We start from the raw sequence: 14,106 nt of genomic DNA on the forward strand, positions 1-14,106 counted from the left end.
AAAAAGAGATTTCCTACTCCTTCCTTCGTCAGTCTAGGAAATGACGCCACTGTTCTTTCTCGCATCTCGAAGCGAGGCGTTCCATAGGACGAGATCCATTCTCGATTATCTGAAATAAAGAAAGCGCCGGTCTCTCAACCAGCGCTTATCAGTTTCGTTAATGTTGACGAACGACGTCGTAATTAGCCGATGTTCTTACGTGCATTTTGGAACATACGCATCCAAGCACCATTCTCGCCCCAACCTTCTGGAGACCATGAGTTCGCTACTGTACGGAATACACGCTCAGGGTGCGGCATCATGATAGTCACACGGCCATCTTGAGTCGTTAGACCTGTGATTGCGTTTGGCGAACCGTTCGGGTTGTTCGGGTATTGCTGAGTTGGGTTACCGTGGTTATCAACGTAACGAACTGCAACCGTGCCTGACGCTTCAATCGCCGCTAGGTGTTCAGCACCACGTACTTCTACGCGACCTTCACCGTGAGAAACCGCGATTGGCATACGCGAGCCTTCCATACCATCGAAGAATACAGAGTCAGACTTTTGTACTTCAACTAGGCTAAAGCGAGCTTCAAAACGCTCAGATTCGTTACGAACAAAGCGTGGCCACAGGTCTGCTCCTGGGATTAGCTCTTTCAGGTTCGATAGCATCTGACAGCCGTTACACACACCTAGAGAGAACGTATCTTCACGCTTAAAGAAGCCTTCAAACTGGTTGCGAGCTTGTTCATTGAACAGGATAGACTTAGCCCAACCTTCACCGGCGCCTAGAACGTCACCGTAAGAGAAGCCACCACACGCCACTAGGCCTTGGAACTCTTCCAGTACAGCTTGACCCGTTAGGATATCGCTCATGTGAACATCCGTTGCTTCAAAGCCAGCACGGTCAAAGGCTGCAGCCATCTCTACATGAGAGTTAACGCCCTGCTCACGCAGAATTGCCATCTTAGGCTTAGCGCCTTTCGCGATATATGGCGCTGCGATGTCTTCATTTACATCGAAGCTTAGCTTAACGTTTAGGCCTGGGTCAGAGTTGTCTTTCTTCGCTTCATGCTCTTGGTCCGCACATGCTGGGTTATCACGTAGACCTTGCATCTTGTGCGTTGTCTCTGCCCAGATAGTACGTAGTTCAGTACGGCTACGCTCAAGAACTACAGTCTCACCAGAAGTAATCACTAACTCATCAGATGCTTCTACAGAGCCGATTACGTGTGAACATGCTTCAAGACCGTTTGCTGCTAGCGTTGAAAGTACAGCGTCTAGGTCATCGTTCTTAACCTGAACTACTGCGCCTAGCTCTTCGTTAAATAGTGCTGCTAGAGTATCTTCGCCAAGGTCAGCAATGTCAGCTTTCACACCACAGTGACCCGCGAATGCCATCTCAGCAAGAGTAACGAATAGACCGCCATCACCTTTATCGTGGTAAGCCACTACTTGGTCATTCGCTACTAGAGTTTGAACGCCTTCGTAGAAACCTTTTAGCTGTGCTGCGTTATCTACGTCTGCTGGCTTATCACCAAGCTGCTTGTAAACCTGTGCTAGCGCTGTTGCGCCTAGACGGTTTTGACCGTTACCTAGGTCGATAAGAACTAGTGACGTGTCACCTTTGTCTGTACGTAGTTGCGGCGTGATTGTCTTACGCACATCTTCAACACGAGCAAACGCAGTGATGATCAGAGACAGCGGAGACGTTACTTCTTTCTGCTCGCCATTCTCTTCCCACTTAGTCTTCATCGACATTGAGTCTTTACCCACAGGGATAGTCAGACCAAGTGCTGGACATAGCTCTTCACCCACAGCTTTCACTGCTTCGTAAAGACCTGCATCTTCACCTGGGTGGCCTGCTGGAGACATCCAGTTCGCAGACAATTTAATGTGTTTGATATCACCGATGTTTGTCGCAGCGATGTTGGTGATTGCTTCACCAACCGCTAGACGAGCTGAAGCACCAAAGTCTAGTAGAGCAACTGGAGTACGCTCACCCATTGACATCGCTTCACCATGGTAAGTGTCGTAGCTTGCTGCGGTTACTGCGCAGTTAGCGACTGGAACCTGCCAAGGACCAACCATTTGGTCACGCGCTACTAAGCCAGTCACCGTGCGGTCACCGATGGTGATTAGGAATGTTTTTTCTGCAACCGTCGGAAGACGTAGAACGCGATCCACGGCTTCGTTTAGCTCTATATCGTCACGGTTAACCGCTGGGTTATTCGCTTTAAGCGTTTTCGCATCACGGTGCATCTTAGGCGTCTTACCAAGAAGCACATCCATTGGCATGTCGATTGGTGTATTGTCGAAGTGTGAATCTTCTAACTTCAGCTCACGCTCTTCTGTTGCGATACCTACTACTGCGTATGGTGCGCGCTCACGCTTACAGATAGCGTCGAATACTTCCATGTTCTCTGGCGCAACTGCCATTACGTAGCGTTCTTGAGATTCGTTACACCAGATCTCAAGTGGGCTCATGCCTGGTTCATCGTTTGGAACATCGCGTAGTTGGAAGATACCACCACGTTCGCCATCGTCTACAAGCTCTGGAAGTGCGTTAGAGATACCACCTGCGCCAACATCGTGGATAAATGCGATTGGGTTCTGTTCGCCAAGCTGCCAACAACGGTCGATCACTTCCTGACAGCGACGCTCCATCTCTGGGTTTTCACGCTGTACTGAAGCGAAATCTAGGTCTTCTGCTGATTGACCAGATGCCATTGAAGAAGCAGCACCACCGCCAAGACCGATGTTCATTGCAGGACCACCAAGTACGATTAGGCTCGCACCTACCGGGATCTCTTTCTTCTGAACGTGCTCGTCACGGATGTTACCCATACCACCAGCAATCATGATTGGCTTGTGGTAACCACGAACCTCTTCACCTGCGTGAGAGTTCACTTTTTCTTCGTAAGTACGGAAGTAACCAAGTAGATTTGGACGACCAAATTCGTTGTTGAACGCCGCGCCACCAAGTGGGCCTTCTAGCATGATGTCTAGGGCGTTAACGATGCGAGCCGGCTTACCGAAATCTGTTTCCCATGGCTGTTCAAAACCAGGAATACGTAGGTTAGACGTAGTGAAGCCAACAAGACCTGCTTTTGGCTTACCACCAATACCAGTCGCACCTTCGTCGCGGATTTCACCGCCTGAACCTGTAGAAGCACCCGGCCAAGGAGAGATAGCGGTTGGGTGGTTGTGCGTTTCCACCTTCATTAGGATGTGCGCTTTCTCTTGGTTGTAACCGTACTGGCGAGTTTCTGGGTTCGGGAAGAAACGACCAACATCGGAACCCACCATTACCGCTGCGTTATCTTTGTAGGCAGATAGAACATTTTCTGGCGTGGTTTCAAATGTGTTTTTGATCATCTTGAACAGAGACTTCTCTTGCTTAACGCCGTCGATAGTCCAATCTGCATTAAAGATCTTGTGACGACAGTGCTCTGAGTTCGCCTGTGCAAACATCATCAGTTCGATATCGGTTGGGTTACGGTCTAGCTTGTTTACGAACGCATCGTATAGGTATTCGATCTCATCATCAGCAAGAGCAAGACCTAGGGTAACGTTTGCGTTTTCAAGCGCAGCACGGCCACCAACAAGTAGGTCAACGTCAGCCACTGGTGCTGGCTCTGCCACTTGGAAAAGTGCCGCTGCTGATTCGAAATCAGTAAAGATAACTTCCATCATGCGATCGTGAAGAATCGCTTTCAGCTCAACAAGTTGAAGCTCAGAAAGATCAGATGATGTTTCAATATAGTAAGCAGTACCGCGTTCTAGGCGAACCACTTTAGCTAGGCCACAATTATTCGCGATGTCGGTAGACTTAGAAGACCAAGGAGAAATCGTACCTGGACGAGGAGTCGCAAGCAGCAGAAGTCCTTCTGGCGCATGCTCTTCAATTGTTGGACCGTAAGTCAGGAGTTTCTCTAGTTTCTCAACTTCTTGATCATCTAGATCTGCTGATAGCTCAGCAAAGTGAGCAAACTCTGCGTAAATACCTGTGACAGGTAAGCCTAGTTCACGACAAAGCTCTAGAAGCTTGTTAACACGAAATTCAGATAGAGCTGGGGAGCCACGAAAAATTCTCATGTGCTTAGGTCTCTTATGCAATTGGTTAAGGTCTATTGACCTGAGGTGATATTGGAATAAATTCAGTGGGTTAGACTGTTTTACTTCGAAGCTATTCCCGAAGGTTTTTCAAACCTATGCCGATGCCACCTCTTCGTTGCGAGCGCATTATATAGCAATTGTTTTTGTGATGTAACACTAAAAGCAACCGTTTGCGTCATTTTTTTTGTCAAATTAGAGTTACAGCCGAAATGTCGATAAAACACACAATGTCGCACTCTATCTGTCTGATTCACTTTGCCCAACTTGCACGCTTTGATATAAAGGCAACTAGAATTTATCGAGACGTACCAAATTAATGCAAATAAGTCAGTTCAACCGATTCAAGCGCAGCGCCCTACTTTTCGCCTCTGTGCTTCTACTTTCTGCCTGCCAGATTGAATCGGAGCCTAAAAGTGAGTTTGAGCTAATCCAAGAACGTGGTGTTCTGCGAGTTGGCACTCTCAACAACCAACTTTCCTATTACATTGGTCCTGATGGCCCTGCTGGCCTGGATTACGAACTGGCGCGCAAGTTTGCTGAACAGTTAGGTGTTAAGTTGGAAATCAAACCTGCTTTCCGACAAGCTGAGTTATTCCCTGCCCTGAAAAAAGGTGATATCGATATCATCGCGACAGGTTTAAACCAAACCTCTCAAGCGGTACAACGCTTCCGCCCTGGACCTGCTTATTACTACGTCAGTCAACAAGTAGTGTATAAGAAAGGTCAACTGCGCCCACGCGATATTGACCAGCTAATCAGCTATCAAGAATCTAAAGATGACAAAGCGGAAGATAAAGAAGCCAATGCTGGTGCAGAAACGCTACAAATCGTTGAACAATCACAATTTGTTCCAACATTAACTACGCTACAAAAAGAGTACCCTGAGCTTCAATTTGAAATTGTTGGTGATGCGGATACTCGCGATCTATTAAAACAAGTATCTACAGGTGAACTCCGATTTACCGTAACTGATTCGGTAGAGTTATCTTTGGCTCAGCGACTTTATCCTGACCTTGCACAAGCCTTTGAGTTAACAGAAGACCAGCCAGTGTCTTGGTTTACACGCCGATCTGAAGATGAAAGCTTGTACGCAATGTTGATCGAGTTCTTTGGCGGCATCAAACAGTCTGGTGAACTAGCAACATTAGAAGAGAAGTACATTGGTCATATTGAAGCGTTTGATTATGTAGATACTCGAGCCTTTATTCGAGCACTGGACAACACCTTGCCCAAATGGGCACCACTGTTCCAGAAATACAGTGAAGAGTTTGATTGGCGCTTAATTGCCGCGTTAGCTTACCAAGAGTCACATTGGAAACCTGCTGCAAAATCACCAACAGGTGTGCGAGGCATGATGATGTTAACGCTGCCGACAGCAAAAAGTGTTGGCGTAACTAACCGCCTTGATCCTGAACAGTCAGTACGTGGTGGTGTTGAGTATCTACGCCGTATCGTGGCCCGCGTACCAGATTCAATCAATGAGCATGAGAAGATTTGGTTTGCATTAGCATCGTATAATGTCGGTTATGGTCACATGATGGATGCTCGAAGATTAACGAAGGCACAAGGTGGCGATCCAAATTCATGGGCAGATGTGAAAGAGCGTCTACCGTTGCTGCGTCAGAAGCGTTTCTACAGCCAAACTCGTTACGGTTATGCTCGTGGCGATGAGGCACGTAACTACGTTGAGAGTATTCGTCGTTACTACCAATCGATCATTGGCCACGTGAGCCAAAAACCTGCGATTGATGAAGATACCGACGACCTACAAGTGATACCACCGCTCAATCCAGATTTGCTAATTTCAGGAGCGGTAGAGACACTCGCTGAGCAAGTTTCAGGCGCGGTTGAAGCCACATCAAATACTGAAGGGAGTTCGCCTCAAGGGACAGAGCAAACGCCTGCTCAAAAAGCAGAATAAACCCTTCGAAAATAGCGAGCACTCAGCTCGCTATTTTTTTATTGAGTCAACAGATAAAGTTATCTAGAATCCAGTCTTTCGGGCTTATCTAGCTTGTGATTCTATTTGGTGTCATACCAATAACTGGCTCGCATGAAAGAGATGCTCTTTTAGTCACCTCTCCTCGAACTGATGCCACCTTCCTCTGTAAGCGTGCTTCATCAGAATGTCATCGATTGATAATGAATCAGACGCTTTGCGGTGCGAGTGTCGGAGAGTGTGTTCGTTGCCTGCAAGAGGTTCTGAATATGAGAAAACGCAGAGTGCAGTCAAAACGTTTGAATAAGACAGTGGCTGCAAACCGCCGTAAGCGCAAGCTTACAACAATGAAGAAAAAAGTCAGTGCACGTAACCGTGTATTTGTTCACCTAGTGAACCACTGAAACTTGAAGCAAACATCTACTTCTGAGTAGGTGTTTGCTAAAAACTTCTAGGCGAAAAGAACTCATTCCCTCCCTCTCAACCTACTTTTCTTTATTCTCCTGCTCGTTCTCCAACGCTTTCTGCGCTTCCTTCTTGGCTTTAATTTCTTTACGGCGACGCTTAAAGAAGGCTTGTAGCTGAGAGCGGCATTCATCCTCTAATAATCCGCTTTCCACCGTCGCGTAATGATACGCCGCTTGGCTTGCGAATAAGTTCAATACCGTCCCTGCCGCACCTGCTTTTAAGTCTGGAGCACCATAGACAACACGCTTGACTCGGCTGTGTAATAACGCACCTGCGCACATTGGGCAAGGTTCTAAAGTGACATACAGTGTGGTATCAAGAAGCCTGTAGTTACTCAAGGCTTCGCCGGCTTTGCGCAGTGTCTGGATCTCCGCATGCGCCGTTGCATCATGAGCACAAATAGAACGGTTCCAGCCTTCAGCAATAATCTCTCCATCTTTTACCAGAACAGCGCCCACCGGCACCTCCCCTTCAGCTTCAGCTTGCTCGGCAAGCTCCATCGCACGGCGCATAAATAGTTCGTCTTGAGGGGAAAACTGAGAATCTGACAAAAGGAAGCTCCGGAATTTGGGATAGATCGTGATTGAAAGTGGATTTTAACCTTCAAAGAGGGGAAGTGGAAGCGGGATGATTTTACCTGTTAGGGTACAAATACCGTGATTCAAAGCAGTTTGATTGTCACCTTCAAGAGTGAGGCACAAGCAAACTGAGGCGCTCTTCAGTTGCATTATTAACGAGAGATTCCCGACAACGCTCCTTCGTCGCTTTCGGGAATGACGTTGAATAAATACAGGACTGTCTTCTCGTCATCCTCAAGAGCGAGGTACGAGCGAGTTGGGGATCTCTTTATTTTGTGTCCCGAAGGGCAAAGTCCGTTCCCGCCTCCCAAAACAAAAAAGCGCCAGTCTCTCGACCAGCGCTTTCGAATTACCAATACCTAAATAGTTGGTGTTGTAGCTAGGCAACAAGCAAGTTCAGCCCTATGAGCATAGAGGCTCTATGTGATTAGGGCGGCCAGCGCTCCGGTGAACTTGCGCAGTTAACAACGCTACAGCGCCAAATATGACGGTATTTACATTGTGTAAGTGTATGGCGCTTGGATACCTAGAGGAATGCCTAGCATCCAGTAAACTACTAGGAAGATAGACCAGCCGATTAGCATTGCAATCGAGAATGGCATCATTAGCGATGCTAGTGTACCGATACCTGTCGACTTCACGTAACGTTGACAGTAAACCACTACTAGAGGGAAGAATACCATCAGAGGTGAAATGATGTTCGATACAGAGTCACCTACGCGGTAAGCCGCCTGAGATAGCTCAGGAGAGATACCCACAGCCATTAGCATAGGAACTAGGATTGGACCAATAAGAGCCCATTTCGCAGATGCAGAACCGATTAGAAGGTTTACAGAAGCTGTTAGAAGAATCATACCGATGATAGTTGCTTCACCAGGTAGGTTCATTGCTTTCAGACCTTCCGCACCGTAAAGCGCTAGCATCGTACCGATGTTTGATTGCGCGAATGCAGATAGGAACTGTGCACAGAAGAACGACATTACGATGTATGCGCCCATAGTAGACATGGTATCCGCCATCGCTTTGATGATGTCGTTACTTGTCTTGAACGTGCCAGAAACTCGACCGTAAACGTAACCTGGAATGATAAACAGGATGAAGATCAACGGAACGATAGACTTCATGATTGGCGCAGAGAACGCAGTGATCTCACCTTCAGGTGAACGCAGTGCAGAGTTTTCTGGGATAAGCGCCACAACAAGAAGTGCGATACCCGCCATCATAGCCCAACCTGCGTAACGGAACGCTTTAGACTCAAGCTCCGTGAAAGAACCTAGATCTGGTGCTTTCTCTGCGTCTTCGTCGATTGGAGTGTTCTTTAGACGTGGCTCGATGATTTTCTCAGTTACGTACCAACCGATAGCAACAATGATTACTGAAGATAGACCAGTAAAGAAGATGTTCGCTAGAGGGTTAACCACGTACTCAGGATCTAGAACCTGTGCAGCTGTTTGCGTGAAACCAGCCAATAGAGGATCGATACCTGAAGGGATGAAGTTTGCAGAGAAACCACCTGATACACCTGCAAACGCTGCCGCGATACCCGCTAGAGGGTGACGACCAGCCGCGTGGAAGATGATACCACCAAGAGGAATAACTAGAACGTAGCCCGCATCCGCCGCAGTGTGCGATACGATTGCTACAAGAATTAGCATTGGAGTAAGAAGTTTAGCTGGCGTGAAGTTCAGCATCTTCTTAAGACCAGTGGTGATGAAGCCAGAAGAATCGGCAACACCTACACCCAACATCGCTACAAGAACGATACCAAGTGGTGCAAAGCCAGTGAACGTTGTCACCATGTTAGCAAGGAAACTTGCTAGTGCTTCGCCTGTTAGAAGGTTAGTGATTGTGAGAGCTTCGCCAGTTCGAGGGTTTAGAAGGTCGAAAGAAACATTCGACAAAAGTGCAGACGCAGCCCAAGTAATGATTAGTGCCCAGAAGAACAAAATCGCAGGATCAGGAATTTTGTTACCTGCTCGCTCGATAAAGTTCAGGAAGCGATCCATACCGCTCGGCTTCGGTGACGGTGCCTTATTTACAGCTTGGTTACTCATGGTAACTCCATATGAATGATGTTGGTGCCATGGCCTATTTGAATAATTATAACGGCCTATTTTCAACCGAGCATTCTATTAAATAGCAAATCAGAAAGCACAAGGTTCTGGCATTTTTTCCATATTTGGAGACATATTTTGCAAAATTACCATATCAATTAAACATAATAAAAACAGTTACACCCCAGCAAAAACAACAACAACACAACGCTTTGTTAACCGAGAAAAATTAAGATAAAAACCAGACATAACAAGCAATTTAAGCATTCGAAACACTGATAATTCAATGTCAACTCAGTCAAATTCACTATAACGCGAAATCATTGTTTGCAATTCAACACCTTGTGTATCTCCTGCCCTATCAAGCCAAGTTGCCTCAACCTTTACCACTTTTAAATTCGCAATAGGTGCAGGAAGTAGCTCCCATTGAACTGTATATGCGCCATTGGTTGAGTTACCTGCGATGATATCTGCATCAAAATCAGCCACCACAATGTCAGAAGAAGCAGAAGAGGCACCGCGAGTTCGAAACCACTCAAGCTTCTCTTCTGCAAGCTGTAAAGCCTCTAAACTGTTTAGCGCGTATTCTGACTCCTTCTCCATGTATACCTGAAGTTGGGTCAAGCCTAATACCCCTCCGCCTAGCAATAAAGTAGACACAAGTACTTCAATTAGACTAAATCCTTTCTGTTTAGAAGTCATTCCACGATCCCTTAACCCATTTGACATTAATTGGAGTAGAAAACGAGTTAATTACGTCAGAGTTAAATGCAAGCCTTAGTGAGTTATCAAACAAAGCCATTTGCCCGTCAGCATCAAAGATCTGTCCACCTGTTAAGGAAAATGAGCCCCGCTGGAAGTAAGTTGCCAATAATGGCGATATACCTGATGAAGTCCCATACAAAGTATCTATATAAGTATTAAAGTTTGCATTTAAATAAGGCTTGATATCTTTCAAATTGTCCCATTGTTCTTGAGTCGGTGCGTACCCACTATTGAAATGAAATAACATACCTCTGATCGTGCCACTACCGTTAATACCTAACACTCCGTTATGAACTAAAATGAACAAGTTCAGTTTGTCATTTTTACTTTGTAGCTGTTTTAAGCTTGTTAACTGGGTATCAGTTATTTGGCACGAGCCATCGATCCAGATTTTATATGGCTTATTATCCTTTAACTCATTGATAAACTTACTTACACAATCAATATCTTTCCCACCGCCCATGGATACAGTCAGGAAGTTTTGAGCAGGATCATCTCGAACAGACTGCCATTTATCTTTCTCGACTCCAAAGTAGTCTAAGAATGGATCCAACTTTGGGTCTTGTTGAATATCTAACTCAGCGTACTCCCTTTGATAATTCCCATCTGCATCTTGCCAAATACCCGTGTGAACTGAAGTTTCTGTTTGGTAACTGGAACCACAGTTTTTAGATTGATCGAACCCTGCGGAAGGAGGAGGGATCGCACCACCTAGCCCTTTATTGGTTATACCTGACGCAATAAACCTTCGTTTCACAATTGCGCCGACACACTCGTAGTAGCCAGCATTGTTATATCTCCCAGGATCCGGGGGTGCAAGCACAGCGGAGCCATGAGCAATAATGTCTGCTGTAGAACGGATCGCACCAAATCCTCCTCCTCCAACAAACGCCAGTTTTTTTGCAACCCGTGCATAGCCAACTTCTGAAATCAAAATATCTGGTTCATGAAGAGAGCCTTGAAGGATATCAATTGAATAACTAGTACATTGCTGTGCTAAATTTGCAGGAACACCTGATAAGTTGTTATCTACTATATGGGTAAATCCACACTCTAAGCCACCTTCGGCTTGCCAATGCTCCTGCCTTGATACGATTTGGTTATTTGCCTGCTTTATTTGATAAAATAATGACTTGTAACTCCCTAAGGTGACGACTAAAGCTGCAACTAGAAGCATGCTAGTAACCAGTAATGTGGCAGCACCGCTTTGCTTATTCATTCCTGCCAATTCCTTTGTTTGATAGTAAAACTCTGAGAGGTGTTCACATTACTGTCATGAGCAAGTTGAACGGATAGATTTACTGTTAAGAACGCGCTTTTTACTCCATTATGTTCGACCTTTTCATTCGCAACCTGAAAGCTATTTAGATGAATCCAATTCTCATCGAATAAATTATTACAAGGGCCTACTTGGTTCGAAAAATCCTGAGCTTCAACAATATTAATAACTCGGTTCGCTAAGTCTCTTTCACAAATATAAAAAGAAGTATCAAGCTGACCTCGTTGCTCATACACCACATTTTTGTAATATGGGACCCCACCTGAGACTTGGGATAAATAAGCGTAAGCTAATAACGTTTGGTTGGCATTGCTGACTGAAAAGATCGTACTATCAGCCCCGACCAATTTGAGTGAAAGACCATCTGAGCCATCATAGCCAGCCCTCTGAACATCAGACCTCAGCATTTGCAAAACACTCGTCGTATTTTGTAAAAGACCAAGCTCTTGTGCTCTCTTAGCTGCTAATTGCTGCCCCTTTAAAAAAACTGAGGTAACGGTTGCAAGTACAATCAAGCCAAATGCAGAGGATATAAGGAGTTCAACTAACCCCATTCCAAGCTGATTAGATCGTTTCATATTTTCACTCCTCAGCAACCAACATAACCAAAGTACTGCTCTGTTTGGCTATTACTACACATTTTGAAACGAGCGGAACGAGTAAATGAAATAAGTTTGAGTTCTTTATTTGTGTTATTAACCGGATGAAACCTAAAATGCCCAGAGGCTGGCCGACCATGAATACTATCAAAAGAAATTTGTGATGAATTGTAATTTGAAGTGATAAAAATCCCATCATATGGCTTACCAGATAGGGTCAGTAATTTATTTCCTAAATTGGGGTCAATATTATCAGTCAACTCAAGCCACCAATTTCCACTACTATCACTAGCTCCAACCATATAGATATGTATCCATAGACGCTCGCGCCTAAGGACTGCTTCAGATTTGGCCTCCAGAACAAAGCCATGCAGCTCCTTTGCTAAGCGCTGCATTTTGCTAGTCTCTAATAAACCATGTAAGTTTGGCGCAGCAACAGCAGCAACGATACTAAATACCGCTAATGAAATAATTAGTTCCAATAAAGTAAAGCCGCGATGCATTTCCCAAATTCCTATGAAAAGAGCTAAATGTTCAAAACCATTCTTGCAGTGATGCTATCAGCTATTAAAAATAGGAGGAGAAGAGAAAAGGAACTACTCGAAATGATTCGAACAATTATATGTAACAGTTACAAATTTAGATTAAGTGGAATGACATTGATCGAGTTAGTTGTGGTATTGGCTATATTAGGTGTAGTAACCGCTGTCTCATACCCTGCATATGTTAACCACACTTTAAAATCACACCGCACTATTGCCTTAACCGATATCAGCAGAATTCAGTTAGAACTTGAAGCAAACTACAACGGACAATATGATTGGAGCACTCTTATCTCCCAAGGACGCTGCCTAGTATGTAACTCTGATCGAGACCGCTTTACATTCTCTGTAGCTAGCTCGGCAACTGAATCATATATTATCTCAGCAACAGCGAAGCCTGAGAGAGGCCAAAGTAATGATAAGTGTTTCCCTAACAGACAAAATACTATAACACTCACGTCTTCTAACGTAGCATCACCAAGTGCTTGCTGGGAGTAAGCATCATTATCATTGACTGAGCTACAAACACAAAAAAGCCTGCATCACTGCAGGCTTTTTATTGGATTCAACTAACCGAGCTATTAGCTAGTTAGATCATCGAAGAACTTCTTCACACCGTTGAAGAAACCTTCCGATTTTGGCTTGTGCTTAGTTGCAGCATCGCCACCACAAGACTCATCAAACTCTTTAAGCAATTCTTTCTGACGAGCGCTCAAGTTAACTGGAGTCTCTACTACAAGCTTAACGATTAGGTCACCAACACCGCCACCACGAACGCCTTTCACCCCTTTACCGCGCATACGGAACATACGTCCTGTTTGCGTTTCTGTTGGTACTTTAAGGTTCACACGACCATCTAGTGTCGGAACTTCAACTTCACCACCTAGAGCAGCCATAGCAAAGCTAACTGGCACTTCACAATACAAGTTGTTGCCTTCACGTTCGAAGATATGGTGCTCTTTCACGTGAACTTGTACGTATAGGTCACCTGCTGGTGCACCCATTTCTCCAGCTTCGCCTTCGCCAGATAGACGAATGCGATCGCCAGTATCAACACCTGCTGGGATCTTAACGTTAAGTGTCTTAGTTTTCTGTTTGCGACCTTGACCATGACATTCGTTACATGGGTCTTTGATGATCTTACCTTTACCATGACAGGTAGGACAGGTTTGCTGCACAGCAAAGAAACCTTGGCGCATTTGAACTTGACCGTGACCATGACAGGTTCCACAAGTCTCAGCTGAAGAACCTTTCTTCGCACCGCTACCGTCACAGGTATCACAATGAACAAGCGTTGGTACTTCGATTTCTTTCGATACGCCACGAACAGCTTCTTCTAGCGACAGTTCCATGTTGTAACGTAGGTCTGCGCCACGTTGTGCACGTTGCTGACCACCGCCACGACGACCACCGCCAAAGATATCGCCAAAAACGTCACCAAAGATGTCGCCGAAATCAGCACCACCGCCACCAAAACCGCCGCCGCCGAAGCCGCCACCGCCTTGTTCAAAAGCAGCATGACCATACTGATCGTACGCCGCTTTCTTTTGAGGGTCAGTGAGAATTTCGTACGCTTCTTTTACTTCTTTAAACTTATCCGCAGCAGATTCATCACCCTGGTTACGGTCTGGGTGGTATTTCATTGCTAGACGCTTGTACGCCTTTTTGATATCGCGCTCAGAGGCATCACGGCTTACGCCTAATACTTCGTAAAAATCACGTTTTGACATGTTCTTCGTCACCAATTAATTACTGCAAACGGCATGATTTACCGCTTGGTGT

The 14,106-nt window shown here is 45.5% G+C and carries 11 protein-coding genes; 3 read left to right on the top strand and 8 right to left on the bottom strand.

The annotated features are described in order from the left end of the window. Nucleotides 1-182: 182 nt before the first annotated feature. On the bottom strand, nucleotides 183-4,079 hold the full coding sequence (gene purL, locus KIV41_RS06310; protein WP_045387327.1) for a phosphoribosylformylglycinamidine synthase: 3,897 nt from the start codon (nucleotides 4,077-4,079) through the stop codon (nucleotides 183-185). 337 nt (nucleotides 4,080-4,416) lie between these two features. On the opposite strand from purL, the gene mltF reads away from it, so the two are divergent. Together mltF and KIV41_RS06320 are read left to right on the top strand one after the other, a co-directional pair. Beyond that, nucleotides 4,417-6,021, top strand: coding sequence for a membrane-bound lytic murein transglycosylase MltF (mltF, locus tag KIV41_RS06315; RefSeq protein ID WP_045387324.1), 1,605 nt, complete (start codon nucleotides 4,417-4,419; stop codon nucleotides 6,019-6,021). Between the two features lie 287 nt (nucleotides 6,022-6,308). Further along, nucleotides 6,309-6,443 (top strand): hypothetical protein, encoded by a 135-nt coding sequence (locus KIV41_RS06320; protein ID WP_010446281.1) that lies wholly within the window; start codon nucleotides 6,309-6,311, stop codon nucleotides 6,441-6,443. Between the two features lie 81 nt (nucleotides 6,444-6,524). Here the strand turns inward: KIV41_RS06320 and tadA are convergent, their stop codons facing one another. From tadA to KIV41_RS06350, 6 genes are all read right to left on the bottom strand, one after another. Beyond that, entirely contained in the window at nucleotides 6,525-7,058 is a 534-nt protein-coding gene (gene tadA, locus KIV41_RS06325; RefSeq protein WP_082038721.1) for a tRNA adenosine(34) deaminase TadA, read from the bottom strand. Nucleotides 7,059-7,579: 521 nt separating this feature from the next. After that, nucleotides 7,580-9,139 (bottom strand): AbgT family transporter, encoded by a 1,560-nt coding sequence (locus KIV41_RS06330; RefSeq protein ID WP_010446276.1) that lies wholly within the window; start codon nucleotides 9,137-9,139, stop codon nucleotides 7,580-7,582. A 294-nt stretch (nucleotides 9,140-9,433) separates the two neighbouring features. After that, nucleotides 9,434-9,841, bottom strand: a complete 408-nt coding sequence (locus tag KIV41_RS06335) for a prepilin-type N-terminal cleavage/methylation domain-containing protein (protein WP_010446274.1) — start codon at nucleotides 9,839-9,841, stop codon at nucleotides 9,434-9,436. Then, nucleotides 9,831-11,123, bottom strand: coding sequence for a hypothetical protein (locus KIV41_RS06340; RefSeq protein WP_010446272.1), 1,293 nt, complete (start codon nucleotides 11,121-11,123; stop codon nucleotides 9,831-9,833). Before KIV41_RS06340 ends, KIV41_RS06335 begins: the two co-directional genes overlap by 11 nt. Next, the gene (locus tag KIV41_RS06345; protein ID WP_285335918.1) at nucleotides 11,120-11,761 is read right to left on the bottom strand and encodes a PilW family protein; all 642 of its coding nucleotides are present in this window, start codon (nucleotides 11,759-11,761) and stop codon (nucleotides 11,120-11,122) included. The genes KIV41_RS06340 and KIV41_RS06345 overlap by 4 nt, the downstream gene beginning before the upstream one ends. A gap of 11 nt (nucleotides 11,762-11,772) precedes the next feature. Beyond that, nucleotides 11,773-12,285, bottom strand: a complete 513-nt coding sequence (locus KIV41_RS06350) for a GspH/FimT family pseudopilin (RefSeq protein ID WP_010446268.1) — start codon at nucleotides 12,283-12,285, stop codon at nucleotides 11,773-11,775. A gap of 102 nt (nucleotides 12,286-12,387) precedes the next feature. On the opposite strand from KIV41_RS06350, the gene KIV41_RS06355 reads away from it, so the two are divergent. Further along, nucleotides 12,388-12,822, top strand: coding sequence for a type IV pilin protein (locus tag KIV41_RS06355; RefSeq protein WP_029560929.1), 435 nt, complete (start codon nucleotides 12,388-12,390; stop codon nucleotides 12,820-12,822). Between the two features lie 83 nt (nucleotides 12,823-12,905). Here the strand turns inward: KIV41_RS06355 and dnaJ are convergent, their stop codons facing one another. Continuing rightward, complete coding sequence (dnaJ, locus tag KIV41_RS06360) at nucleotides 12,906-14,054, bottom strand: molecular chaperone DnaJ (RefSeq protein WP_005447647.1); 1,149 nt, start codon at nucleotides 14,052-14,054, stop codon at nucleotides 12,906-12,908. Nucleotides 14,055-14,106: the final 52 nt, after the last annotated feature.

Origin of the sequence: Vibrio sp. D401a (assembly GCF_030248515.1) — a bacterium.
In the GTDB taxonomy this organism is placed as follows: domain Bacteria; phylum Pseudomonadota; class Gammaproteobacteria; order Enterobacterales; family Vibrionaceae; genus Vibrio; species Vibrio rotiferianus.

What these genes read in the sequence shown, in the direction of transcription:
- purL (WP_045387327.1), bottom strand. Translation starts at nt 4,079, where the DNA reads ATGAGAATTTTTCGTGGCTCCCCAGCTCTATCTGAATTTCGTGTTAAC.
- KIV41_RS06355 (WP_029560929.1), top strand. Translation starts at nt 12,388, where the DNA reads ATGATTCGAACAATTATATGTAACAGTTACAAATTTAGATTAAGTGGA.
- KIV41_RS06330 (WP_010446276.1), bottom strand. Translation starts at nt 9,139, where the DNA reads ATGAGTAACCAAGCTGTAAATAAGGCACCGTCACCGAAGCCGAGCGGT.
- KIV41_RS06345 (WP_285335918.1), bottom strand. Translation starts at nt 11,761, where the DNA reads ATGAAACGATCTAATCAGCTTGGAATGGGGTTAGTTGAACTCCTTATA.
- KIV41_RS06320 (WP_010446281.1), top strand. Translation starts at nt 6,309, where the DNA reads ATGAGAAAACGCAGAGTGCAGTCAAAACGTTTGAATAAGACAGTGGCT.
- dnaJ (WP_005447647.1), bottom strand. Translation starts at nt 14,054, where the DNA reads ATGTCAAAACGTGATTTTTACGAAGTATTAGGCGTAAGCCGTGATGCC.
- KIV41_RS06350 (WP_010446268.1), bottom strand. Translation starts at nt 12,285, where the DNA reads ATGCATCGCGGCTTTACTTTATTGGAACTAATTATTTCATTAGCGGTA.
- mltF (WP_045387324.1), top strand. Translation starts at nt 4,417, where the DNA reads ATGCAAATAAGTCAGTTCAACCGATTCAAGCGCAGCGCCCTACTTTTC.
- KIV41_RS06340 (WP_010446272.1), bottom strand. Translation starts at nt 11,123, where the DNA reads ATGAATAAGCAAAGCGGTGCTGCCACATTACTGGTTACTAGCATGCTT.
- KIV41_RS06335 (WP_010446274.1), bottom strand. Translation starts at nt 9,841, where the DNA reads ATGACTTCTAAACAGAAAGGATTTAGTCTAATTGAAGTACTTGTGTCT.